Origin of the sequence: Streptomyces coffeae (genome assembly GCF_016741875.1) — a bacterium.
GTDB lineage: Bacteria > Actinomycetota > Actinomycetes > Streptomycetales > Streptomycetaceae > Streptomyces > Streptomyces coffeae.
Window position 1 is genome coordinate 26,803 of sequence record NZ_JAERRF010000028.1, and the last position, 23,263, is coordinate 50,065.

Sequence of the window (23,263 nt, forward strand, 5' to 3'; positions counted from 1 at the left end):
CCCGCATCAACGGGATGTTGCGCGCATCCGGGGCCCGGCGGTCGGGGGTGCCCGGCTCGCCGTACGCGTCCACCGGGCTCAGACGAGACTGTCCCGCCACGCCTGGTGCAGCGCGGCGAACCGGCCTTCGCCGGAGATGAGTTGGTCCGGCGCGCCGTCCTCCACGATCCGGCCGCCGTCCATCACCAGCACCCGGTCGGCGATCTCGACGGTGGACAGCCGGTGCGCGATCACCACGGCGGTACGCCCGCGCAGCACGGTGTGCATGGCGCGCTGCACCGCCCGTTCGCCGGGGATGTCGAGGGAGGAGGTGGCCTCGTCGAGGATGAGCACCGACGGATCCGCGAGCAGCGCGCGGGCGAAGGCCACCAGCTGACGCTGACCGGCCGAGATCCGGCCACCGCGCTTGCGGACGTCGGTGTCGTAGCCGTCGGGCAGGGCGGTGATGAAGTCATGGGCGCCGATCGCCTTGGCCGCCCGCTCCACCTCCGCGCGGGTGGCGTCCGGGCGGCCGATGGCGATGTTGTCGGCAACCGTGCCGGAGAACAGGAACGCCTCCTGCGTCACCATCACCACCCCGCGCCGCAGATCGGGGGTGGCGAGCTCACGCAGATCCACCCCGTCCAGCGACACCCGCCCCTCGGTGGGGTCGTAGAACCGGGCGAGCAGCTTGGCCAGGGTGGACTTGCCCGCACCGGTGGCGCCCACCACCGCCACCGTCTGCCCGGCGGGCAGCGTCAGCCCGAAGCGGGGCAGCACCTCGCCGCCGGTGCGGTAGGCGAAGCGCACCGTGTCGAAGACGACCTCCCGGCCGGGGGCGTCCGCCGGGCGCGGCGGCAGCGGATGGGGGTCGGCGGGCTCGGGGACGGAGGGCCGCTGGGCCAGCAGACCCGCGATCTTCTCCAGCGAAGCGGCGGCCGACTGGTAGGAGTTGAGGAACATCCCGAGCCGGTCGATCGGGTCGTAGAGCCTGCGCAGATAGAGCGCCGCAGCGGCCAGCACCCCGAGCGCGAGCCCGCCGGAGGCGACCCGGTAGGCGCCCCACAGCACGATCGCGGCCACCACCGTGTTGGCCACCAGCCGGGAGCCGACCACATAGCGCGCCATCTCCAGGATGGCGTCGCCGTTGGCGCGCTCATGGCGGTGGTTGAGCTCGCGGAAGCGGGCGTCGTTGGCGCGCTCACGGCGGAACGCCTGTACCGGGCGGATGCCGTTCATGGTCTCGGTGAACGCCACGATGACCGCGGCGATGGCGGTCGACCGCTTGCGGTACACCCGCATGGAGCGGCGCTGGAAGGAGCGGATCAGCAGATACAGCGGCCAGAAGGAGAGCACGGCCGCGCCGCCCAGACCCCAGTCCAGATACAGCAGCGTGACGGAGATGTAGACGGCCGACAGCGCGACGCCGAGCAGCTCCTCGAGACCCTCGTTGAGCAGTTCGCGCAGCGCCTCGACATCGGTGGTGGCACGCGAGATCAGCCGCCCGGAGGTGTAGTGCTCGTGGAAGTCGACGCTGAGCACCTGGGCATGGCGGAAGATCCGGCCGCGCAGCTCCAGCAGCACGTCCTGGCTGATCCGGGCCGAGGAGCGGATGAACGCGTACTGGAGGGCACCGGAGGCCAGGGCACAGCCCAGATAGCCCGCTCCGACGGCGATCAGCGGCCCCCGGTCGCCGTCGCGGAAGGCGGGCACCGCGCGGTCGATGGCGTAGGCCACGAGCAGCGGCCCGGCCTGGACGGCGGCCTGCTGGAGCAGCAGCAGAACGGTGGTCAGCCAGACGCGGGGGCGGTGCGGGGAGAGCAGCGAGCGCAGCAGCGCGAACGAGGCGCCCTGGGGAGCGGGCAGCACATCGTGGTCGAACGGATCACCCCCGGCCGGGTCCTTCGCCCCGCCCGCGGGCGCGGTGCGTTCGGTGGAGGCGCCACCGCCCTCCTCGTCGTCCTCGGCCGTCGGCGGGCCCGTCGCGGTCGTGGTCATCGGCCCTCCTCCCCCTCCTCACCCTCGTCTCCGGACATGAGCGACCGGTACTCGGCGCTGTCGCGCAGCAGTTGTTGATGGGTGCCGACGGCGGCGATCCGTCCCTCGGAGAGCAGCGCGACCCGGTCGGCGAGCAGCACGGTGGAGGGGCGGTGGGCGACGACCAGCGCCGTCGTGGTGGCCAGCACCTGCCGCAGCGCCGCCTCCACCAGCGCCTCGGTGTGGACGTCCAGCGCGGACAGCGGATCGTCGAGCACCAGGAAGCGCGGGCGCCCGACGACCGCGCGGGCCAGCGCGAGCCGCTGCCGCTGTCCGCCGGACAGGCTCAGCCCCTGCTCGCCGACCTGGGTGCGGTCGCCCTCCGGCAGGGTGTGCACAAAGTCGGCCTGGGACACCTCCAGGGCGCGCAGCAGATCGGCCCGTTCCGCGCCCTCCGCGCCCATGAGTACGTTCTCCCCGGCCGTCGCGGAGAACAGGGTGGGCTCCTCGAAGGCGATGGCGACCAGCGCGCGCAACTCCTCGCGGGGGAGGGCGGTGATGTCCCGGCCGTCGAGGGTGATCCGGCCGCGGCTGGGCTCCTGGAGCCGGGGGACGAGGGCGGTCAGCGTGGTCTTGCCGGAGCCGGTGGCGCCGACCAGTGCCATGGTCTCGCCGGGACGGATGTGCAGATCCACACCGCGCAGCACCGGCGGGGCGTCCGCGGGTGCGTCGGCGTGAGTGAACTCCACGCCCTCGAAGCGCAGTCCGCCGCCGGACTGGTCCCGCTGCCGGGGCAGCACAGGTGTGGCGGCGGGCGCGGGCCGGTCGGCGACCGCGGCCGGTACCTCGTCCATCACCTCGAAGTAGCGGTCGGTCGCGGTCGCCGCGTCCTGGCTCATCGCGAGCAGGAAGCCGAGTGACTCCACCGGCCAGCGCAGCGTGAGCGCCGTGGACAGAAAGGCCACCAGTGTGCCCGCGGACAGATCGCCGTCGGCCACCTGCACCGTGCCCAGCACCAGCGCCGCGCCGACCGCCAGCTCCGGCAGCGTCATGATCAGCGCCCAGATGCTCGCCAGCAGCCCGGCCTTGCGCAGCTCCGTCGAGCGGACGCCCTCCGACAGCGCCCGGAAGGCGCGGGCCTGGCTGCGATGGCGGCCGAAGCCCTTGACGATCCGGACGCCGAGCACCCCCTCCTCGACCACCGTCGTCAGATCGCCGGTCTGGTCCTGGACGGCGCGGGCGACGGTCGCGTAGCGCTTCTCTAAGTACGAGCAGAGGATCACCAGCGGCACCGCCGGGACCACCAGGACCAGCCCCAGCGTCCATTCCTGGGACAGCAGCAGCGCGAACCCCGCCAGCACGGTGACCCCGTTGACCACCAGGAAGGTGAGCGGGAAGGCCAGGAACATCCGCAGCAGCATCAGATCGGTGGTGGCGCGCGACAGCAGCTGACCGGAGGCCCAGCGGTCGTGGAAGGAGACCGGCAGCCGTTGCAGATGGCGGTACAGACCGGCGCGCATCTCCGCCTCGACGGACGCCAGCGGTCGCGCCACCAGCCAGCGCCGCAGCCCGAACAGCCCCGCCTCGGCCACTCCGAGCGCCAGCAGCAGGGCACCGCCCAGCCACACCCCGCCCGGATCGCGGTCGGCGACCGGCCCGTCCACCATCCACTTGAGGACCAGCGGAATCGCAAGACCCAGACAGGACGCCACGATCGCCACCGGGACCGCCGTGAACAGCCGCGCCCGCACCGGGCGCACATACGGCCACAGCCGCAGCAGCGAGCGCGTGGCGGAGCGCCGCGGCGGGGCGGCATCACGCTCCTGGGCCCGGGGACGTTCACTGGTCGTTGCCATCAGGAGCGAGAGTACGGTTCACCACTGACAGCTCTCACTCGGTTTTTTGACGTAGGTCCGGGGTCGGGAGGGCGCGCAGCAGCAGCACCGAGCGCTCCGGGAGCCCCAGGGACTCGCCCGCCGGATGGTGGGTGCCCGGGGGCGCGCCCTGGTTCTCGCGCGCGGTGTCGAGGAGGAGTTCATAACCCCGGGCCCACGGCGGACCGGGCAGCACGAAGGGCAGCGGCGCGGGTCCCGCGTGCAGCAGGACGAGGAAGCTGTCATCGCTGACCGGGCCGCCGCGCGGATCGCGCTGCGGGAGATCGCGCCCGGAGAGATAGACCCCCAGCGCGGTGGTCGGCGCGTACCAGTCCGCCTCGGTCATCTCGGTGCCGCGCGGGGTGAACCAGGCGAGGTCGCGCACCCCGTCCGAGGGCCGGGCCCGGCCGGTGAAGAACAGCGGGCGGCGCAGCACCGGATGGGCGCGGCGCAACCGGATCAGCCGCGCGGTCAGTTCGGTCAGCGCCGCCCAGCCGGGGTCCTCCAGCAGCGACCAGTCCACCCATCCGGTCGCGTTGTCCTGGCAGTACGCATTGTTGTTGCCGCCCTGGGTGCGGCCGAGCTCATCGCCGGCCACCAGCATCGGCACCCCGGTGGACAGCAGCACGGTGGACAGCAGATTGCGCAGCTGGCGGCGGCGGAGCGTGCGTACCCCCGGATCGTCGGTCTCGCCCTCGGCGCCGCAGTTCCAGGAGCGGTTGTCGTCGCTGCCGTCGCGATTGCCCTCGCCGTTGGCCTCGTTGTGCTTGCGCTCGTAGGACACCAGGTCGCGCAGGGTGAAGCCGTCGTGGGCGGTGATGAAGTTGACCGAGGCGTACGGACGGCGGCCACCCCAGCCGTACAAGTCGCTGGAGCCGGACAGCCGGTAGCCGAGGTCGCGGACATCGGGGAGCGCACCGCGCCAGAAGTCCCGGACCGCGTCCCGGTAGTGGTCGTTCCACTCGGCCCACAGCGGGGGAAACGCGCCCACCCGGTAGCCCCCGGGCCCCACATCCCATGGCTCGGCGATCAGTTTGACTTGGCGCAGCACCGGGTCCTGGGCGACGGCGGACAGGAACGGGGCGAGCATGTCGACGTCCCTTTCGGTACGCGCCAGCGCGCTGGCCAGATCGAAACGGAACCCGTCCACTCCCATCTCGGTCACCCAGTAGCGCAGCGAATCGGTGATCAGCCGCAGCACTTGCGGCCGCAGGACGTGCAGGGTGTTGCCGCAGCCGGTGACATCGGCGTAGCGGCGCGGATCCGGCTGGAGCCGGTAGTAGCCGGCGTTGTCCACCCCGCGCAGCGAGAGGGTGGGGCCCAGCTCACCGGCTTCCGCGGTGTGGTTGTAGACGACGTCGAGGATCACCTCGATCCCGGCGCTGTGCAGGGCGCGCACCATCGCCCGGAACTCGTCCACCTGCCGGCCGCGGGTGCCGGTGGCGGCGTAGGCGGCGTGCGGGGCGAAGTAGCCGATGGTGTTGTAGCCCCAGTGGTTGCGCAGCCCCCGGCGGAGCAGATGGTCCTCGTGGGCGAACTGGTGCACCGGCAGCAGCTCCACCGCCGTGACCCCGAGCCGGGTGAGGTGCTCGACGGCGGCGGGGTGGGCCAATCCGGCGTAGGTGCCGCGCAGTTCGGGCGGTACCCCGGGGTGGCGCATGGTGAAGCCGCGCACATGGAGCTCGTAGACGACCGTCTCGTCCCAGGGGGTGCCGGGGCGGCGGTCCGCACGCTCGCCCCCGCCCCCGTCGCCGACGACCACCCCCTTGGGGACGTACGGGGCGGAGTCGCGGTCGTCGCGCACGGTGTCGGCCACATGCTGCTGCGGCCAGTCCCGCACATGTCCGTAGACCTCCGGCGGAAGCGCGAACTCCCCGTCCACGGCGCGTGCGTAGGGATCCAGCAGCAGTTTCGCCGGATTCCAGCGGGCCCCGGTCCACGGGTCCCAGCGGCCGTGGACGCGGTAGCCGTAGTGGCGGCCGGGCAGTACCCCGGGGACGAAGCCGTGCCAGATGCCATGGGTCTGCTCGGTGAGCGGGCACCGGGTCTCGGTGCCGTCCTCGTCGAACAGACACAGTTCGACGGCCTCCGCATCGCCCGCCCACAGCGCGAAGTTGGTGCCCGGCACCCCGCCCGGCCCCTGGCACACCCGCGCCCCCAGCGGCTCCGGACCGCCGGGCCAGGGCTCCGCGGCGGGGGCGGTGCGCGGGGCGGGCAGCGCCGCGGAGTGGAGACCCGTGAGACCGGTGAGCGCCGCGGTGGCCGTCGCGCGGTGGCCGGGGACGCCCTCGTACCCGGTGGCCGGATACGGTGCCGGGCCCGCCTCCGGCTCCGGAGGCCCACCCGGCGCCGTCTCCTGCTGCGCTGCTTCGGACACATCGGCCTCCGGCGGCTCGCGGCTCGCCCGCCCCGCCCCGGCGGGGGCACGGCGGGCAGCGCCTCATGGCGGGCCGGCGGCCCCGGCGGCGTCCCGTGCCACGCGGAAGTGCCCCCGCCCTCGGACCTGTTCTGCCCGCAATACCGGCGGCGCTCACGTTTCCGGTGCGCACCACGGGGCGCGCACGGCTCGGCCGCTCGCTGGTGACCGCTCCCACCTGGGACTGAACCGTAACAATCACGGGGAGTCCGCTGTCACCGCCGTGTGATTACCTATCGCCATACGTGCCTGCGCGTGGAGTTCGGGGCCGCCGCCGGGGGGCGCGGCCCTGCCGAGGGGAGAGCTGTTGTGACGGTGCGGCCGATATCGGGGACGAGGGCGGCGCGGGGCCGCGGGGGCCTGTTGGCGCTGGTGCTCGGAACGTTGCTGGTGCTGGTGACCGCATGCGGTGGCGGGTCCGGTGACGGGGACAAGGACAAGGACAAGGACGGCAAGGGCGGCGCTGGGAAGGAGCCATCGCGGGCCCAGGTGACGATCGCGCCCAAGGACGGGGCGAAGGACGTCGACACCAGCGGCAAGCTCAAGGTCACGGCCGCGCGGGGCAAGCTCACCTCCGTCACCGTCAAGGACGGCGACGGCAAGCGGGTCGACGGGAAGATCGCCGAGGACGGGAAGAGCTGGCGGCCGAAGGCCCATCTCGGGGCGGACACCCGCTACACGGTGGACGCGGTCGCCAAGGACTCCGAGGGCCGTGCCACCAGCCGCCACGCGAAGTTCACCACGCTGCGCCCCAAGGAGACCTTCGTCGGGACCTACACCCCGGAGGACGGTTCCAAGGTCGGCGTCGGCATGCCGGTCTCGCTCCGCTTCAACCGCGGGATCACCGACCCGGCCGCGGTCGAGAAGGGGGTCGAGGTCAGCGCCTCCCCCTCGGTGCCGATCGAGGGCCACTGGTTCGGCGACGACCGCCTGGACTTCCGCCCGGAGGAGTACTGGAAGCCCGGCACCAAGGTGACGCTGCGGCTGAACCTCGACGGGGTCGAGGGCCGTCCCGGGGTCTACGGCGAGCAGACGAAGACCGTGAAGTTCACCATCGGCCGCAGCCAGGTCTCGGTCGTCGACGCCAAGTCCAAGAAGATGACGGTCAAGCGGGACGGCAAGACCATCAAGACCATCCCGATCACCTCCGGCGGTCCCGGCAACGAGACCTACAACGGCAAGATGGTGATCAGCGAGAAGCTCAAGGTGACCCGGATGGACGGCGCCACGGTGGGCTTCGACGGGGAGTACGACATCAAGGACGTCCCGCACGCCATGCGGCTGTCGACCTCCGGCACCTTCCTCCACGGCAACTACTGGGCGGGCCGCCCGACCTTTGGTTCCACCAATGTCAGCCACGGCTGTGTCGGTCTTTTCGACCAGCGCGGCGGCGGTGACCGCTCGACCCCCGCGGCCTGGTTCTTCCGTGAGTCGTTGCTCGGTGATGTGGTCGTCGTGAAGAACTCCCACGACACGACCATTCAGCCGGACAACGGGCTCAACGGCTGGAACATGTCCTGGGAGAAGTGGAAGAAGTAGCCCGCCTCTCCCCTCCCACCGGCGGCCCACCCTCCCCGATCCGTGTTAGCCGGCGCTAACCTGCGCTCATGACTGTGAACCTCGAGGTTGCCGACGGCGTTGCCACCTTCCGCCTGGACCGCCCCCCGATGAACGCGCTGGACGTCGCCACGCAGGACCGGCTGCGGGAGCTCGCCGGTGAGGTGACCCGCCGCGACGACGTCCGGTCCGTGGTCATCTGGGGCGGGGAGAAGGTGTTCGCGGCGGGCGCGGACATCAAGGAGATGCGGGAGATGGACCACGCCGCGATGGTGGCCCGCTCCGGAGACCTCCAGGAGTCCTTCACCGCCATCGCCCGGATCCCCAAGCCCGTGGTCGCCGCCGTGACCGGCTACGCCCTCGGCGGCGGCTGCGAGCTGGCGCTGTGCGCCGACTTCCGGATCGCCGCGGAGAACGCCAAGCTGGGCCAGCCCGAGATCCTGCTGGGCCTGATCCCGGGCGCGGGCGGCACCCAGCGGCTGTCCCGGCTGGTGGGCCCGTCCAAGGCCAAGGACCTGATCTTCACCGGTCGGCAGGTCAAGGCCGACGAGGCGCTGGCCATGGGGCTGGTGGACCGGGTCGTCCCGGCCGAGGAGGTCTACCAGCAGGCGCACGCCTGGGCGGCGAAGCTGGCCCAGGGGCCGGCCATCGCGCTGCGCGCGGCCAAGGAGTCGGTGGACCGCGGGCTGGAGACGGACCTCGACACCGGCCTCACCATCGAACGCGGTTGGTTCGCCGGGCTGTTCGCCACCGAGGACCGGGAGATCGGTATGCGCAGCTTTGTCGAAGACGGTCCCGGGAAGGCCAAGTTCAGCTAGGGAACGAGCCGTTCCGCTCAGGGGCATCATCGATGTCCCTACCGCGCATGCCCCGTGCGAGCGAATTTTCTTCGCCATCGATCGGCGGCCGGATGGCCGGTTCCGGTACGCTGGGTGATCACGTGGACGCGCGGTGATATCGCTGGTCAGATGGGGGATTATGCCCCCCTGACTGCCATTGGCATATGTCGGAACCGGTGTGTGGAGCCTGGGGCTCCGGTGTTCGGAATCCCCTGGTTCCGCCCCGGACGCCCTTGTGGGCGGCCATGATGGGGGGCATGGCGGGCTTGGACGGAATGGAGCAGCCGCGGCAGCGCACAGGGACGGCTGCGGTCCGGCGGATGCCGTCCGTCGACGAGGATCGGGCTCTGAGAGCGCTTGACCTGTTCGGCAACCCCGCGGTCGAGGAGGTGCGGCTGCCCTCCCTCCCGGAATCCGCCGGTACCGCCCGCCGGTTGGCCGAGTACGTGGTGGTGCGCGACTGGAGCATGGCCTCCCAGATCGCCGAATACACCGTGCTGCTCGTCTCCGAACTCGTAGGGAACGCGGTCCGGCACACCGGTGCCCGCACCTTCGGTCTGCGGATGCTGAAGCGGCGCGGCTGGATCCGGGTCGAGGTCCGCGACCCCTCGCGCGGACTGCCGTGTCTGTTGCCGGTGGGCGATCTCGACACCAGTGGGCGCGGACTGATGCTGGTGGACCAGCTCTCCCAGCGGTGGGGGGTCGATCTGCTGCCGTGCGGTAAATCGACCTGGTTCGAGATGCGGGTGAACGACGGCGGCTGACCGGTGGAGCCCGCCCGAGGGTGGCTGAATGCCGACCCCCTAGGTCCGGATCGTGGACGAGGAAGAGGCCCCCGAGCCGTCGCGTGAAGGGAGCAGCAAGGGGGCCTCTCCGGCCCCGGGCCGCGGGGAGAGGGGTGTGTCCGCGGCATCCGGGTGAACGACCTGGCCCGGGTCAATGGGGGTCGTGGCCCCGACTATCGCAGACGTGGTAGAGCACTTCCAAGCCAATCCACGGTGAGCTGTGACACTTGCCTTCTTAATGGCGGGTAGAGCGCGACTTTTCCTTCGTTGTCCACTTCCGCATGGTGAATTTCCACTGGTCCAGTCCGTGACGCGCGGACTTTCTTTGCCCTTCGGTCCTTGGCATGGCCCTGCCGAGAGCTCACCATGGAACCGCGCTACGCGCGTCACACCCCCCAAGCGACACCCCCCCGCGCATCGCGCATCCCCCCTGTCCCGGCTACGCATTCGGGAGCCCCCATGGAAGCGCACGGCCGCACCCCCAACCGCCGCACTCTGCTCCGCTCGGGCGCGTTAATCGCGACCGCGTCCCTCGGAGCGGCCGTCACCACCGCCGGCGCCCACGCCGCCGACGCCACCTCCACCGGCACGCGCGGTCGCCGCGCCGCCGCCGACTATCCCCCCACCCACTGGATCCCGGCCAGCAGCTCCAACTACCGCGTCTCGGACCGCCCGACCTCGTATCCGATCGAACTCGTGGTCATTCATGTGACGCAGGAGACGTTCCAGGACGCGATGAAGATCTTCCAGGACCCGGCCAAGCAGGTTTCCGCCCACTACATGGTCGCCTCGGCCGACGGCTATATCGGGCAGTTCGTACGGGAGAAGGACGTCGCCTGGCACGCGGGCAACACGGACTACAACAACCGCAGTATCGGTATCGAGCACGAGGGCTGGGTCGACCAACCCGAGTGGTTCACCGACGCGTTGTACGAGTCGTCCGCGGCTCTCACCGCCGCGGTCTGCGACCGTTTCGCCATCCCCAAGGACCGCGCGCACATCATCGCCCACAGCGAGGTGCCCGGCAGTGACCACACCGACCCCGGTCCGCTGTGGGACTGGGACCGCTATATCGACCTCGTCAACGGGGTCTGATCGCACCCTCGTCGACGGTCGTCACCGGCGGCGGTGCGCAGTGGCCGCCGGGGCGCCCGCCGCGGACCGCTAATCTGTGCGGGTCAGACAGACCCATGGAAGGGGCGGAACAGGTGGCGGACATCGAGGCGGCGCGCAAGGCGTTCGAGCGGTTCGACCTCAACGGCGACGGTCAGATCACCGCGGCCGAGTACAAGAGCGTGATGGCGCAGCTGGGTGACCCCTATGTCACCGAGCCCGTCGCCCAGGCCGTCATCAACGCTCATGACTCCAACGGTGACGGACTGCTCACCTTCGACGAGTTCTGGGCGGCCCAGAACAACAAGTGACCGGGCCGCACGGCGGCGCCGCGGGCGTATCAGCGCCAGCCGCGCCGCTGTGCGCTCGCCCGCCGTCTGCGGTCGTTGCACAGCAGACAGCGGCCGTAGCCGGGCGGCAGCGGATCGTCCGGATCCCCGTACAGCGGATCGACCGCCCCGCGCGGATGCTCGGCGCAGCCCGTGGCGCCGTGCTCGGCCGTGAGCGCCCCGGCCGCGGCGAGCGCCCGGCGCAGGGCGTCGGTGAGCAGTTCGGTCTCCCGCCCGGAGGGCGTGGCGTCGAGCGCGAACGCGATGTCCGAGGCGGTGGTCAGCGCGCTGCGGAGTTCGCGCAGATCTGCGTAACTCATACCGGGCAGGGTAGGCGCGCCCACTGACAGCGCCCCTTCGGGCGGTGCTACGCCCCGCTCTCCTCGCGCTCGGGCAGCTCCTCCTCGTCATCGCCGCCCAGGTCCTCGATCGCGTGCGCCACCCGGCTGACCGCGGCCCACGCCTTCAGCGCGGTCTTGCTGGAGAAGTCCGCCACGTCCTTGTCGAGCGGCCGGTCGGTGTACTGGTGGATCCGCCACTTCGCCCTGATGCGCGGCTTGCCCGCCGTCACATAGTCCGCGATCCACAGCCCGTCCCCGGCGTAGGACGTGGTGTCGTGGTTGAGCCAGAAGCTGCGGTTGCAGTAGAGCATCACCCGGTGGCTGGGGCGCAGCCGCTTGACCTCCCGGATGAACCGGTCCTTCTCGGCGTTGCTGGCGCGGGTGCCCGAACCGGTGGTCTCCCAGTCCACGGCGAGCAGATCGTGCTCCTTGGACGCGCACTTCTCGACGAAGTAGCGCGCCTGTGCCGCGATGTTCCCGGGCCACAGGAAGTGGTAGAAGCCGACGACGCACCCCGCCGAGCGGGCGCGTGCCGCCTGCGAGGACTGTTTGGGGTTGATGTACGACCGTCCCTCGGTGGCCTTGATGAAGACGAAGGCCAGCCCGTCCGGGTCGAAGCTGGACTGGTGCGAACTCACGTCGATGCCGTGCAGCATGGTGCCTGCCTCATGGGGGAGGGTGTGGGGAGAGTGCGCTGTTCTTGTCATGCCCGGTCCAGGACCTTATGCAACGGGGCGCGGGGGAGCGTATCTCGTTTGCGCAAACGAATGATTTCGCCAGGAAGAGCATGAGCGCGCTCCGGCGGCATGATACGAGGCGGGTCCGCCCGTCTTCGTTCCCCGGCTCGTCCCCGGTGCGGGTGTTATCAGAGTTCTTCATGTGAACTCATGGACGTTCATGGACGGGTGCTCAGAAAACCCGTTCCAGTTCCCTCATCGGTGAGAGGGAAACCAACGGAATTCCGGGGCGTGATCCATGGAGTGGGGGGAACTCGTGGGGCCGGAGGTTGATAACCATGATTCCCCTGCTTCTGGTTCTTCTGCTCGCCCTGGTCCTCTTCGGCGCGGGATTCGCGCTCAAGGCACTGTGGTGGATCGCCGTTGTTGTCCTCGCCGTGTGGCTGCTCGGATTTGTGGTCCGCTCGACCGCGGCGGGCGGCGCCCGGAGCCGCTGGTACCGCTGGTAGCGGCCGGTGGTTCGGGTGCACGACGCGTGACGGGAAGGGCCCGCCCCTCGTGGGGACGGGCCCTTCCCTCAGGTCCATCGGAAGCGGACACCGGCGGGAAGCGAGCGGGACAAGGATGGGGAAAAGGAGCGGGCCCGAGGGTTTGGCCATCCCCCGGGCCCTGTGGTGCCGCCTTCTGCGCACGCCCGATCGTGTCGTCACGGGTCAGTCTGATGTCGTCGTGTTCTTCCATTGAACTACCGCCCCATGACAGCGGGGTGGGCCGGACTTGAACCGGCATCCGACGACCAAGCCCGTGCCGGGTCGTTCAAGCGATCGGCGGCGAATGCTGAGGCTGGAGCAAGAGTCTGAGATTGAACGCGTGCCACGGGCGGAATGCCTGTCGAGGACTGGGGGCTAAAACCCAGCGACCCCGAACTCAGACAGTCCCCTCTCGTGACCGAGTGCTCGGAAGAGGTGTCAACTCTCCAGTACAGCCGCGTGTATCACGACGAACTTCAGTTTCAGCTTGCGCTCCTCGCGCACCCCGTACCGCTTTTGGGGCGGCCGGGGAGTTCATGACGCTACCCGAAGAGGTAGCCGAAGACCACGTCGCCGACGCGCTGGTCGGTGACCTCGACGGCGTTGGCCTCCTCGCGGGCGAACTTGACCGCCTGCTGGAGCTTTTCCACCCGGGCCAGCAGCTCATTGACCCGACGGGCGGGAAGGGCGCCGGAGAACTTCACCGTCGTCCAGTAGCCGACCGGAACGTCCTCGTAGTACACCTCGACCTGCGCCGGGTGCTTCTCCGTGGCCTCCGCCTTCACATGGTTGCGCGGCACCTTCTTGGTACGCACCGTCCGCACGGCCTCGGTCTTCCACGAGTCCGTGGACGGGTCCAGTGTCCAGAACTCCGCCCCGTCGAGCGTCGGCAGCCGCCGGATGAAGCCGCCGAGGTCGGCCAGCTGCTTCTCCAGGAACAGCAGATACGACACGGGCACATCGCGCAGCAGCGTCCGCCCCTCGACCTCGATGTCCGCGCGGGCCTCGCAGTTGGCCCAGTCCTTGGTGGCGGTGACGTCGAACAGCCGGGTGAGGGTCGCCGCGGTCTCACGGAGCACGTCCTCCGCCTTGACCTGGACCCGCGTCGACTCGGGCGGCAGCTGCTCGCCCTCCTCGTCCTTCGGCTGGTACGTGCGGGAGATGCCCGCCAGCAGCGCCGGCTTGTCCAGCCCGCGCTGGGCCGCCGTCAGGTCCTGCTGGGCCTTGGACTTGACGCCCTTCTCCACTGCGATGATCTGATTGAGTTTCGCCACGTCCCGCACGCTAGCAGCCACAACCCGCCACCCTCGAACCGTTATTCGGGCCCGGGACCGGTCCCGGGCGGGGCGTGCCAGCGTGATCCCGCCGAGGAGAGTCCTCCGGTCTGTTGACGGAAGCGGGAGCCCATGCCCGGGAAGCCCTTCACCCCAGTCACCCGACGCCGCGGCGCGATCGCCGTCGTCACCCTGGCCACGGCCCTGTCACTCGCCGGATGCGGGAGTGACGACGCGGATGGCGGCGCGCATGGCGGCACGGACAACGCCGCGCCGGGCAAAACCGCCCCGGACAACGCCACTCCGGGCAAGCCGAGCGCTTCGGCTCCGTCCACCGACACCCCGCCACCGGCGCATCGTCCGACGGACACGAGCGACCGGGTGGAGGAGGACTTGCTGACCCTCCGCACCGTCCAACTCCAGAGCGCGCTGCGCTCCATCCACCCGGCCCTCGGCTCTCCCGAGGACATCGAAAAGGCCGGAGAGCAGTGCGCCGACCTCCGCCGGAACGCCACCCACCCCGACCAGCGCGCCGCCCGGCGCTTCAGCAGCGGGAAGCACACGGTGACCGAGGCCGACGGCAGGCGCATCAACGCGATGCTGCTCAAGGACTACTGCTACTGACGGAAGGGAACGCCGTGCTCCGGAAGCCGCTGCCGCCACCGCTTCGGGCCCCCTCGCGGGGCTCCGGGCCTGACGTCCACCGCATGAGAGCCACACAGCAGCTCATCGTCGCTGTCACCACGGTGGTCACCGTCGCGGGACCCTGCGCACTCGCCTCGGGAACCGGCGGCGGCATGGGCGGCGGCATCGGCGGCGCCGTCGTGGCCGCCGCGTCGGCGCCGGACTGCACGCGCCACCTCGCCACCCCGCACGAGGCGAACTCCGCCCGGCCCGGCGATGTGGTCTGCTTCGACGGCGACATCTCCGGGGACCGGCTGGTCATCACCAAGGGAGGCACCCCCCGGGAACCGGTCACCTACTCCGGTCGTGGAGCCGCCGTGCACGGCATCACGATCGAGGCCGACAACGTCGTCGTGGAGGGCTATCGGACCGACCGGCCCGAAGCGCCGGGCATCGAACTGACCGGTGACCACATCACGGTGCGGAACAACACCGTGACCGGTCCACGCGGCGGGGACGGCGACGGCATCCGCTTCTTCGGCAACGACCTGAAGATCGTGAGCAATACCGTCAGCCGCACGGACAACCGCAACGGCCATGCCGACTGCATGCAGACCTTCGCCAGCGACTCCCCGCCCAGCCGACACGTCCTCATCGAGGGCAACCGGTGCCGGCGGGTGGACAACATGTGCCTGATGGCCGAAGGGCCGAACGACGAGGACGGGGACGGCAAGGGCTCCACATCCGACATCACCGTCAGGAACAACTACTGCGAGACGCTCACGGCATCGCAAGCCCTGATGTTCGAGGATGTGCGGAACGCGACCATCGAGGGCAACACCTTCGCCGCCCCGACACACCACGCCATCGGCCTCGCCCACGGGTCGACCGGAGCCCATGTCGGCGGCAACGAACTCGACCCCGGCATCGGCTACGAGGTCGGCATCGACGCCTCGTCCATGGCGGGCTACGAGGGCCCGGAGCCCGGCGGGGAGCCGTAGGCCGGGCGGTGGCGGAGCGGGCGGGGAGCGGTGACGGCGGGCTGTCCGTGTCCGGGGCGGGCACGGACAGCCCGGCCCTCAGCACTCGATGACGTTCACCGCCAGCCCGCCCCGCGCCGTCTCCTTGTACTTGACCTTCATATCGGCGCCGGTCTCCTTCATGGTCTTGATGACCTTGTCGAGGGAGACATGGTGGCGGCCGTCGCCGCGGAGGGCCATGCGGGCGGCGGTGACGGCCTTGACGGCGGCCATGCCGTTGCGCTCGATGCAGGGGATCTGGACCAGGCCGCCGACCGGGTCGCAGGTGAGGCCGAGGTTGTGTTCCATGCCGATCTCGGCGGCGTTCTCGACCTGTTCGGTGGAGCCGCCGAGGACCTCGGCGAGGCCGCCGGCGGCCATCGAGCAGGCGGAGCCGACCTCGCCCTGGCAGCCGACCTCGGCGCCCGAGATGGAGGCGTTCTCCTTGAAGAGCATGCCGATCGCGCCCGCGGCGAGGAGGAAGCGGATGACGCCCTCCTCGTCGGCGCCGGGGACGAAGTGGGTGTAGTAGTGGAGGACGGCCGGGATGATGCCCGCCGCGCCATTGGTGGGGGCGGTGACCACACGGCCGCCGGCCGCGTTCTCCTCATTGACCGCCATGGCGTAGAGGGTGACCCACTCCATGGCGTGGGTGGTCTTGTCGCCCTCGGCGCGCAGCGCGCGGGCGGCGTTGGCGGCGCGGCGGCGGACCTTGAGGCCGCCGGGGAGGATGCCCTCGCGGGACAGTCCGCGGGCGACACAGGACTGCATGACCTGCCAGATCTCCAGCAGGCCCGCGCGGATCTCGTCCTCGGTGCGCCAGGCCTTCTCGTTCTCCATCATCAGCGCGGAGATGGACAGGCCCGACTCACGGGAGAGCCGCAGCAGTTCGTCGCCGGTGCGGAAGGGGTGGGTCAGCACGGTGTCGTCGAGCTTGATGCGGTCCTCGCCGACCGCGTCCTCGTCGACCACGAAGCCGCCGCCGACCGAGTAGTAGGTCTTCTCCAGCAGCGGGACGCCCTCGGCGTCGTACGCCTGGAGGGTCATGCCGTTGGCGTGGTACGGCAGCGAGCGGCGGCGGTGCAGCACCAGCTGGGAGGACTCGTCGAAGTCGATCTCGTGGCCGGGGCCGATCTCGGCGGCCAGCAGCCGCAGCCGCTTGGTGGTGCGGATGCGCTCCACCTCGTCGTCGGCGGTCTCGACGTCGACGGTGCGCGGGGACTGGCCCTCGAGGCCGAGCAGCACCGCCTTCGGGGTGCCGTGGCCGTGGCCGGTGGCGCCCAGGGAGCCGAAGAGCTCGGCGCGTACGGAGGTGGTGTGGGCGAGCAGGCCCTCGTTCTTCAGACGGCGGACGAACATCCGCGCCGCTCGCATCGGGCCGACCGTATGCGAGCTGGAGGGGCCGATGCCGATCGAGAACAGATCGAAGACGGAGATGGCCACCGTTGAACTCCTTTGTCTGCACGGGGGCGTGCGGTGGTGCGATGCGGGGGGCGCCGGGGCCGGCGCCCCCCACGGCCGGTCCTGTTACTTGCCCAGGCTCGGGTAGAGCGGGTGCTTGTCGGCCAGCGCCGTGACCCGGGCCTTGAGCGCCTCGGCGTCGTACGACGGCTTGAGGGTCTCGGCGATCACGTCGGCGACCTCACGGAAGTCGTCGGCGGTGAAGCCGCGGGTGGCCAGCGCCGGGGTGCCGATCCGCAGACCCGAGGTGACCATCGGGGGCCGCGGGTCGTTGGGGACGGCGTTGCGGTTGACGGTGATGCCGACCTCGTGCAGCCGGTCCTCGGCCTGCTGCCCGTCCAGCTCGGAGTGGCGCAGGTCGACCAGGACCAGATGGACATCGGTGCCGCCGGACAGCACGGAGACACCCACTTCGGTGACGTCGGGCTGGGTGAGCCGCTCCGCCAGGATCCGGGAGCCCTCGAGGGTGCGCTCCTGGCGCTCCTTGAAGGCCGAGCCCGCCGCGACCTTGAAGGACACCGCCTTGGCCGCGATGACATGCTCCAGCGGGCCGCCCTGCTGACCGGGGAAGACCGCCGAGTTGATCTTCTTCGCCAGCTCCTGCGTGGAGAGGATCACTCCGCCGCGGGGGCCGCCGAGGGTCTTGTGGGTCGTGGTGGTGACCACATGGGCGTGCGGGACGGGCGAGGGGTGCAGCCCGGCCGCCACCAGGCCCGCGAAGTGGGCCATGTCCACCATCAGGTAGGCGCCGACCTCGTCGGCGATCCGCCGGAAGGCGGGGAAGTCCAGCTGGCGCGGGTAGGCCGACCAGCCCGCGATCACCAGCTTGGGGCGGTGCTCCTTGGCCAGCCGCTCGACCTCGTCCATGTCGACCAGGCCGGTCTGCGGGTCCACGTGGTAGGGCACCACGTTGTAGAGCTTGCCGGAGAAGTTGATCTTCATCCCGTGGGTGAGGTGGCCGCCGTGCGCCAGGTTCAGACCCAGGATGGTGTCGCCGGGGGAGAGCAGCGCGAACATGGCGGCCGCGTTGGCCTGGGCGCCCGAGTGCGGCTGCACATTGGCCGCCTCGGCGCCGAAGAGCGCCTTCACCCGGTCGATGGCGATCTGCTCGACGACATCGACGTGCTCACAGCCGCCGTAGTAGCGGCGGCCGGGGTAGCCCTCGGCGTACTTGTTGGTCAGGACCGAGCCCTGGGCCTCCATGACCGCGACCGGAGCGAAGTTCTCCGAGGCGATCATCTCCAGGGTGGACTGCTGGCGGTGGAGCTCGGCGTCGACGGCGGCGGCGACATCCGGGTCGAGCTCATGAAGGGAGCTGTTGAGAAGCGACATCGGGGTCCCGATCGAGAGGAGGGTCAGTTTTCGCAGAAGGAGGTGTAGTCATCGGCGGAGAGCAGGTCGTCCGGCTCGTCCGTCACCCTCACCTTGAACAGCCAGCCGCCCTCGAAGGGGGCGGAGTTCACCAGCGCCGGGTCGTTCACCACATCCTCGTTGATCTCGGTGACCTCTCCGGTGACCGGCGCGTACAGGTCGCTCACCGACTTCGTGGACTCCAGCTCACCACAGCTCTCACCGGCGGTGACCGTGGAGCCCACCTCCGGAAGCTGGACATAGACGACATCGCCGAGCTGATTGGCCGCGAACTCGGTGATACCGATCGTCGACACACCGTCGTCGGCGGTCGACAGCCACTCGTGCTCCTTGCTGTAGCGCAGCTGCTGGGGGTTGCTCATGGTCCGATTCTCCTGGATACGAGGGAATGCTGAGGAACGGGTCTTGGCTGATGGGACGGGGTGGGCACGGCAGAGGGTCCCGAAGGCCCCGGGGACCGGGCGACGGCGCGCCCGTGCGGTCAGCGCTCGCGCCGGTAGAAGGGGAGGGCGACGACCTCGTACGGCTCCCGGGTACCGCGGATCTCCACGCCCACGCCCTCGGTGCCGGGCACGGCGTGCTCCGCGTCGACGTACGCGATGGCGATCGGCTTGCCGAGCGTGGGGGAGGGGGCACCCGAGGTGACCTCACCGATCACCGTGCCGTCCGGGCCCACCACGGGGTATCCGGCGCGCGGCACCCGGCGGCCTGAAGCGATCAGGCCGACCAGGGTGCGCGGCGGCTCGCTCTCCGCCTGGCGCGCCGCGGCCTGAAGGGCCTCGCGCCCCACGAAGTCACCGGCCTTCTCGAACTTCACCACCCGGCCGAGACCGGCGTCGAACGGGGTCGTGGAGGTGGTCAGCTCATGTCCGTACAGCGGCATCCCCGCCTCCAGCCGCAGGGTGTCCCGGCAGGAGAGCCCGCAGGGCACCAGGCCGACCGGGGCGCCCGCCTCGGTCAGCGCCTGCCACAGCCGCTCGGCGTCGTCCGGCGCGACGAACAGCTCGAAGCCGTCCTCGCCGGTGTAGCCGGTGCGGGCGATCAGCGCGGAGACGCCCGCGACGGTGCCCGGCAGCCCGGCGTAGTACTTGAGGTTGTCCAGGTCGGCGTCGGTCAGGCTCTTGAGGATCCCCGGGGACTCCGGACCCTGGACGGCGATCAGCGCGTATGCCTCCCGGTCGTCCCGGACGGCCGCCTCGAAGCCGGAGGCCCGCTCGGTCAGCGCGTCCAGCACCACCTGGGCGTTCGAGGCGTTGGCCACCACCATGAACTCTTCGTCGGCGAGGCGGTAGACGATCAGGTCGTCGAGGATGCCGCCCTCGGAGTCGCAGATCATGGTGTAGCGGGCGCGGCCCACGGCGAGTGCCGACAGATGGCCCACCAGGGCGTGGTCCAGCGCCTGCCCGGCCTGCGGCCCGGTGAGAGTGATCTCACCCATGTGGGAGAGGTCGAAGAGCCCGGCGCGGGTGCGTACGGCGTTGTGCTCGTCGCGCTCGCTTCCGTAGCGCAGCGGCATGTCCCAGCCGGCGAAGTCGGTCATGGTGGCGCCGAGCGCACGGTGCAGCGCGTCCAGCGCGGTGCGGCGTGGCGCGGTCGGGGCGTCGGTCATGATTCAGGCTCCAAGATCAAGGTCGCGGCGGGGCATCGAGGACGCAGAACGTCCTCCCCATCTGTCATCGGAACCTGAGAGGTTCGCCGTGACGCCCGCACGGGGTCCGGCTTGCACCTTGGGTGGAGCCACGCACAGCGGCTCGCTTTTCAGATCTGCCTCGCCCGCGCGGTATCGGGGCCTGAGAGATTCAAGGGAGGACTTGCTCCTTCGGCGCCCGGTCGCCCGGCGACTGCCGGTGTGACCAAGGACTCTCCCGCGCGGATTCAAGCGGCCGGTATGGAGTTGCGCGGACATCATCGCACGTACCGGCGAGAAGGGAACCCCCCAGTCTGTGAGGTGGGCGCCTTGAGGGCATTACCTTTTCTTGACACTCTTCGGGTACGAGCCGCAGTGACCGACCTGGGAGGACGATCACGGTGCATGGGCAGGGAGCGTTTGCGACGTCACGTGGGCCCCTGCCGCTGCGGCGCGGACGCGCCCCGTCCGCGGGGCCGGTCCGGCCAGGCCGCAGGGCCGTGGTGCACGATCTGCGCACCGGTGCCGACACGTACGGTGACCCGGCCGCGGGCGTGCCGCCGGCCGCCCGGAGCGGCGCGGGTGTGCCCGAGCTGCGCTATCCGGCCCACGATGTGCTGGTCGCCTCCGGGCTGCCGGGCAGCGGCAAGACCACTCTGATCAACCGCACGGTCGCCCCGCTGGACGACGACGGCCGCGCGGTGGTCCGGATCGACTCCCAGGACATGCGTGAGGCATGGGAGCGGCGGCTGCCGGGCTGGCTGCCCTATGCCCTCTACCGGCCGCTGGTCCGGTGCGCCCACTACGCCGGGCTGCACCGCGCGCTGCGCTCGGGCGCCAGCGTGGTGGTGCACGACTGCGGCGCGCTGCCCTGGGTCCGCCGCTGGCTGGCCTGGGACACCCGGCGCCGGGGCCGGCGGCTCCATATGGTCCTGCTGGACGTGGACCCCGAGCTGGCCCTGGAGGGCCAGGCCGCCCGCGGCCGCGGGGTGTCGGGTTACGCCTTCGGACGGCACCGGCGCGCGGTGCGGCAGCTGGTCGCCGGGGTGGCGGCGGGGCGGCCGCCGGCGGGCTGTGCCTCGGCGGTGCTGCTGGACCGGGCGGCGATCAATGCGCTGCGCGGCATCTCCTTCGAGTGAAACCGACCGACCGGCGAGCGGGGCGCGAGCGGAGCGTGAGCGGCGCTCGACCGGGCCCCGAGCGCACGCCGCGCGCTTCGCACCGCGCCGAGGTGGGGATGTGGTGTGGAGATGAGGATGCGGCCCATGGCCTTGCGCCGCCGAGCCGTTAGGGTGCTGATGCAGGTCGGACGAGATGGCGGTTGAACGAGATGAGCATCCCGGAGCAGCACGGTTTCCCACCGGCTCACGGAGGATTCCCCGACAGCGCTGTACCCGGGTTTCCCGGCAATGAGCTCGAAGAGGTGCTGGCCGCCTCGGTCGAGGTCCCCGGGGCCGGACCCCGCATCGTGGAGGTCCTCGGCCGCAGTCATGTCTGGGTTCCGCTGCCCAGCGGCGGGGGGCCGGACAGCCGCGGTCTCGATCTGCCGACCATGGAGATCGAAGGCGCCGCATATGTCCCGGTGTTCAGCTCCGAGCGGCAGTTCCTCCAGATCGTCGGCGGCCATATGTCGTTCACCGTCGCCCCGGCCGTGGAGTTCGCCCGCGGACTGCCGCCCCAGCTGGGCATCGCGGTGAACCCCGGTGGCGCGGTGGGCGTACCGCTTCCGCCCGCCGCCGTGGCCCAGTTGTGCCGTACCGGCCGCAGCGAGCTGGACGGCCCGGCCTCCGGCGGCCGGGTGCGGCTCTTCGAACCCGACTGGCAGGACGAACCGGTCGACTTCCTCGCCGCCGCCGGGATCGAGTTCGCCAAGGACAAGGGGATACGGACCGCCCGGCGCGCGCTGGCCAGCGTCGAGGGCGACCCGCCCGCCCTCTTCGTCGGCATCGAGCTCGACACACCCGGTCCGGAGGGCCAGGCGCTCGCGGTGGACGCGCTCGGGCGGGCGCTCGGCACGGTGCCGCTGCCCTGGACCGTGCAACTCGTTCTGCTGGACGTCGCACAGGACCCGGTCGCGGACTGGATGCTGGAAAGGGTGCGTCCGTTCTACGACCGTGACCTCTGACTCATCCCCAGGGCCCCCAGGCGTGGCCCGTAAGCTGGTTTGATGACCAGGCGGGGCGCACCCACGTGCCCCGCCGAGGTACGGGCACAGCCGAGAGAGGGGCGGACCCAGGTGAGCGCGGGCGCGGAGTGGGAGGCGGCCGCCGGTCAGGTGGAGCGGATGCTGCAACAGGTCGCTCCCGGCCGGTACGACGCCTATGAGGCGCTGCTGCACGCCCTCGCCGGGGGTCAGGTCTGGATGCTGCTGTGGAACGGTTCGCCCGGTGCGTCCGACGCCCAGTACGGCAACATGGACGTGGCCGGCCTCAGTTACGCCCCGTGTGTGACCTCCGCGCAGGAGCTGGCCGCCAGTGGCTGGAACCGCGCTCATGAGGTGGTGGAGGGGCGTCTGATCGCCGACTCCCTCTACCGCGACCGCTACGGCCTGTGGCTGAACCCGCATGCGCCCGGCGGCGGTGTGGGCATCCCCTGGCTCGATCTGCGCCGGATCGCCGGAGGTCTGGACCGACTGCCCGCGGGACCGCTGCGGGTGTCCGAGCCCGGCATCGACATCCCCCAGTTCTACGCCCTGTTGGGGCAGAACGCGCATCGCACCGCCGTGGTGCGGTCGCTGCGCAGGGCCTGGGTGCAGCCCGCGCTCGGCGCGCCGTATCTGGCGATCGGCCTGGACCTGTACGACACCAGCGGCCCGGCGGTGCAGTCGGTGCGGACGATGATGGAGCAGTCGGTCGGCGCGGTGCCGGACGGGCTGCCGGTCTCCACGGTCGCGCTGTCGGACGTCTACGACCCGGTCGCGCTGTGGATGCGGGCCAACGCCCGTCCCTTCTTCGACCGGGACGCCTACGGTGCCGCGCCCGCCGCGCCGTCCTACGGCTACGGCTATCCGCCGCCGCGCCCCGCGTACTGAGGGGCCTCCCGCCCGTCGAATCACTCATGACCCGTTCGTTTACCAAGGTTTGACCCTTCTGTGCCGGGGCGGTTCCGCCCCGGCACACCTGCTGTCGCGCCGTCCGCGGGCCGTTTGCGGAACCCCTGCCGCCCGGATGCGCACATCACTCGTATCCGGCGAAAGCCCCATAGTGGGCTCGGGTTTACTGCTGCGCTCTTGCGTCACGACTGTCCGTATACCGGAACTGTGTGCGCCACATCACGGTTAGGTTTCCATTGCCCGTGGGGTCTGGCGGCTGATCACAAGCGCGATGAAGACTCCCGCTCCAAGGGGCGCGGTTCGGCGCGTAGGGCCCCTTCAGAAAAGGTTCCCGTACCACGAGCCTGACTTTCTCCAGGTTGTGAACAAAGCCGCCACAGCGGCGAGTCGTGGGCCGGTCACCACCGGTCGAGAGGGG

General features: G+C 70.8%; 21 protein-coding genes and 2 riboswitches. Of the genes, 11 read left to right on the top strand and 10 right to left on the bottom strand.

The window, feature by feature from the left end; translation table 11 throughout:
• Nucleotides 1–78: 78 nt before the first annotated feature.
• From JK363_RS33025 to glgX, 3 genes are read right to left on the bottom strand one after another with little or no spacing between them, the layout of a single operon-like run.
• Nucleotides 79–1,977 (bottom strand): ABC transporter ATP-binding protein, encoded by a 1,899-nt coding sequence (locus JK363_RS33025; RefSeq protein ID WP_201880975.1) that lies wholly within the window; start codon nt 1,975–1,977, stop codon nt 79–81.
• Nucleotides 1,974–3,812, bottom strand: a complete 1,839-nt coding sequence (locus tag JK363_RS33030; RefSeq protein WP_201880976.1) for an ABC transporter ATP-binding protein — start codon at nt 3,810–3,812, stop codon at nt 1,974–1,976. Before JK363_RS33030 ends, JK363_RS33025 begins: the two co-directional genes overlap by 4 nt.
• A 34-nt stretch (nt 3,813–3,846) precedes the next feature.
• Nucleotides 3,847–6,207: a glycogen debranching protein GlgX gene (gene glgX, locus JK363_RS33035; RefSeq protein WP_372444904.1), complete on the bottom strand. Its 2,361-nt coding sequence runs from the start codon at nt 6,205–6,207 to the stop codon at nt 3,847–3,849.
• A gap of 348 nt (nt 6,208–6,555) precedes the next feature.
• Here glgX and JK363_RS33040 point away from each other — a divergent pair, with 348 nt between their 5' ends.
• The 5 genes from JK363_RS33040 to JK363_RS33060 all read left to right on the top strand — a co-directional run bounded on the left by JK363_RS33040 (nt 6,556) and on the right by JK363_RS33060 (nt 10,851).
• The gene (locus JK363_RS33040; RefSeq protein ID WP_201880977.1) at nt 6,556–7,785 is read left to right on the top strand and encodes a L,D-transpeptidase; all 1,230 of its coding nucleotides are present in this window, start codon (nt 6,556–6,558) and stop codon (nt 7,783–7,785) included.
• A 68-nt stretch (nt 7,786–7,853) separates the two neighbouring features.
• The gene (locus JK363_RS33045) at nt 7,854–8,621 is read left to right on the top strand and encodes an enoyl-CoA hydratase/isomerase family protein (protein WP_201880979.1); all 768 of its coding nucleotides are present in this window, start codon (nt 7,854–7,856) and stop codon (nt 8,619–8,621) included.
• Between the two features lie 278 nt (nt 8,622–8,899).
• On the top strand, nt 8,900–9,406 hold the full coding sequence (locus JK363_RS33050; RefSeq protein ID WP_201880981.1) for an ATP-binding protein: 507 nt from the start codon (nt 8,900–8,902) through the stop codon (nt 9,404–9,406).
• Between the two features lie 480 nt (nt 9,407–9,886).
• Nucleotides 9,887–10,522: an N-acetylmuramoyl-L-alanine amidase gene (locus JK363_RS33055; RefSeq protein ID WP_201880982.1), complete on the top strand. Its 636-nt coding sequence runs from the start codon at nt 9,887–9,889 to the stop codon at nt 10,520–10,522.
• Nucleotides 10,523–10,635: 113 nt separating this feature from the next.
• Entirely contained in the window at nt 10,636–10,851 is a 216-nt protein-coding gene (locus tag JK363_RS33060; protein ID WP_201880983.1) for an EF-hand domain-containing protein, read from the top strand.
• A gap of 29 nt (nt 10,852–10,880) precedes the next feature.
• Here the strand turns inward: JK363_RS33060 and JK363_RS33065 are convergent, their stop codons facing one another.
• Nucleotides 10,881–11,189 (bottom strand): hypothetical protein, encoded by a 309-nt coding sequence (locus tag JK363_RS33065; protein ID WP_201880984.1) that lies wholly within the window; start codon nt 11,187–11,189, stop codon nt 10,881–10,883.
• Between the two features lie 47 nt (nt 11,190–11,236).
• Nucleotides 11,237–11,866, bottom strand: a complete 630-nt coding sequence (locus tag JK363_RS33070) for a glycoside hydrolase family 25 protein (protein ID WP_201881077.1) — start codon at nt 11,864–11,866, stop codon at nt 11,237–11,239.
• Nucleotides 11,867–12,225: 359 nt separating this feature from the next.
• On the opposite strand from JK363_RS33070, the gene JK363_RS33075 reads away from it, so the two are divergent.
• Entirely contained in the window at nt 12,226–12,396 is a 171-nt protein-coding gene (locus tag JK363_RS33075; protein ID WP_201880985.1) for a hydrophobic protein, read from the top strand.
• A 563-nt stretch (nt 12,397–12,959) separates the two neighbouring features.
• On the opposite strand, the gene JK363_RS33080 is transcribed toward JK363_RS33075, so the two are convergent.
• Complete coding sequence (locus tag JK363_RS33080) at nt 12,960–13,691, bottom strand: DUF7873 family protein (protein ID WP_201880986.1); 732 nt, start codon at nt 13,689–13,691, stop codon at nt 12,960–12,962.
• 132 nt (nt 13,692–13,823) lie between these two features.
• Here JK363_RS33080 and JK363_RS33085 point away from each other — a divergent pair, with 132 nt between their 5' ends.
• The gene (locus JK363_RS33085; protein WP_201880987.1) at nt 13,824–14,315 is read left to right on the top strand and encodes a hypothetical protein; all 492 of its coding nucleotides are present in this window, start codon (nt 13,824–13,826) and stop codon (nt 14,313–14,315) included.
• Between the two features lie 83 nt (nt 14,316–14,398).
• Nucleotides 14,399–15,316 (top strand): right-handed parallel beta-helix repeat-containing protein, encoded by a 918-nt coding sequence (locus JK363_RS33090; RefSeq protein ID WP_236076289.1) that lies wholly within the window; start codon nt 14,399–14,401, stop codon nt 15,314–15,316.
• 78 nt (nt 15,317–15,394) lie between these two features.
• Here JK363_RS33090 and JK363_RS33095 read toward each other — a convergent pair whose 3' ends face one another.
• The 4 genes from JK363_RS33095 to gcvT form a co-directional block, all read right to left on the bottom strand.
• Nucleotides 15,395–16,777 carry an L-serine ammonia-lyase gene (locus JK363_RS33095; RefSeq protein ID WP_201880995.1) on the bottom strand — a complete coding sequence of 461 codons (1,383 nt, stop codon included), beginning with the start codon at nt 16,775–16,777 and terminating at the stop codon, nt 15,395–15,397.
• Nucleotides 16,778–16,861: 84 nt separating this feature from the next.
• Entirely contained in the window at nt 16,862–18,127 is a 1,266-nt protein-coding gene (gene glyA / locus JK363_RS33100) for a serine hydroxymethyltransferase (protein WP_201880996.1), read from the bottom strand.
• Nucleotides 18,128–18,150: 23 nt separating this feature from the next.
• Nucleotides 18,151–18,528 (bottom strand): glycine cleavage system protein GcvH, encoded by a 378-nt coding sequence (gene gcvH / locus JK363_RS33105; RefSeq protein WP_201880997.1) that lies wholly within the window; start codon nt 18,526–18,528, stop codon nt 18,151–18,153.
• A gap of 119 nt (nt 18,529–18,647) precedes the next feature.
• On the bottom strand, nt 18,648–19,775 hold the full coding sequence (gene gcvT / locus JK363_RS33110; RefSeq protein WP_201880998.1) for a glycine cleavage system aminomethyltransferase GcvT: 1,128 nt from the start codon (nt 19,773–19,775) through the stop codon (nt 18,648–18,650).
• 51 nt (nt 19,776–19,826) lie between these two features.
• Nucleotides 19,827–19,934, bottom strand: a riboswitch (glycine riboswitch).
• A riboswitch (glycine riboswitch) is annotated at nt 19,935–20,044 on the bottom strand. It abuts the riboswitch before it with no gap.
• 150 nt (nt 20,045–20,194) lie between these two features.
• Here gcvT and JK363_RS33115 point away from each other — a divergent pair.
• The 3 genes from JK363_RS33115 (at nt 20,195) to JK363_RS33125 (ending at nt 22,824) form a co-directional block, all read left to right on the top strand.
• The gene (locus tag JK363_RS33115) at nt 20,195–20,932 is read left to right on the top strand and encodes an AAA family ATPase (protein WP_201880999.1); all 738 of its coding nucleotides are present in this window, start codon (nt 20,195–20,197) and stop codon (nt 20,930–20,932) included.
• Between the two features lie 191 nt (nt 20,933–21,123).
• A complete protein-coding gene (locus JK363_RS33120) occupies nt 21,124–21,918 on the top strand; it encodes an enhanced serine sensitivity protein SseB (protein WP_201881000.1) in 795 nt (264 codons plus the stop codon).
• Between the two features lie 111 nt (nt 21,919–22,029).
• A complete protein-coding gene (locus tag JK363_RS33125) occupies nt 22,030–22,824 on the top strand; it encodes an enhanced serine sensitivity protein SseB C-terminal domain-containing protein (RefSeq protein WP_307821966.1) in 795 nt (264 codons plus the stop codon).
• Nucleotides 22,825–23,263: the final 439 nt, after the last annotated feature.

Excerpts from the sequence above, each read along its gene's own strand:
- JK363_RS33055 (WP_201880982.1), top strand. The coding sequence starts at position 9,887 with ATGGAAGCGCACGGCCGCACCCCCAACCGCCGCACTCTGCTCCGCTCG.
- JK363_RS33025 (WP_201880975.1), bottom strand. The coding sequence starts at position 1,977 with ATGACCACGACCGCGACGGGCCCGCCGACGGCCGAGGACGACGAGGAG.
- JK363_RS33065 (WP_201880984.1), bottom strand. The coding sequence starts at position 11,189 with ATGAGTTACGCAGATCTGCGCGAACTCCGCAGCGCGCTGACCACCGCC.
- JK363_RS33085 (WP_201880987.1), top strand. The coding sequence starts at position 13,824 with ATGCCCGGGAAGCCCTTCACCCCAGTCACCCGACGCCGCGGCGCGATC.
- JK363_RS33120 (WP_201881000.1), top strand. The coding sequence starts at position 21,124 with ATGAGCATCCCGGAGCAGCACGGTTTCCCACCGGCTCACGGAGGATTC.
- JK363_RS33050 (WP_201880981.1), top strand. The coding sequence starts at position 8,900 with ATGGCGGGCTTGGACGGAATGGAGCAGCCGCGGCAGCGCACAGGGACG.
- JK363_RS33075 (WP_201880985.1), top strand. The coding sequence starts at position 12,226 with ATGATTCCCCTGCTTCTGGTTCTTCTGCTCGCCCTGGTCCTCTTCGGC.
- JK363_RS33090 (WP_236076289.1), top strand. The coding sequence starts at position 14,399 with ATGAGAGCCACACAGCAGCTCATCGTCGCTGTCACCACGGTGGTCACC.
- glyA (WP_201880996.1), bottom strand. The coding sequence starts at position 18,127 with ATGTCGCTTCTCAACAGCTCCCTTCATGAGCTCGACCCGGATGTCGCC.
- JK363_RS33070 (WP_201881077.1), bottom strand. The coding sequence starts at position 11,866 with ATGCTGCACGGCATCGACGTGAGTTCGCACCAGTCCAGCTTCGACCCG.
- JK363_RS33045 (WP_201880979.1), top strand. The coding sequence starts at position 7,854 with ATGACTGTGAACCTCGAGGTTGCCGACGGCGTTGCCACCTTCCGCCTG.
- gcvH (WP_201880997.1), bottom strand. The coding sequence starts at position 18,528 with ATGAGCAACCCCCAGCAGCTGCGCTACAGCAAGGAGCACGAGTGGCTG.
- JK363_RS33030 (WP_201880976.1), bottom strand. The coding sequence starts at position 3,812 with ATGGCAACGACCAGTGAACGTCCCCGGGCCCAGGAGCGTGATGCCGCC.
- gcvT (WP_201880998.1), bottom strand. The coding sequence starts at position 19,775 with ATGACCGACGCCCCGACCGCGCCACGCCGCACCGCGCTGGACGCGCTG.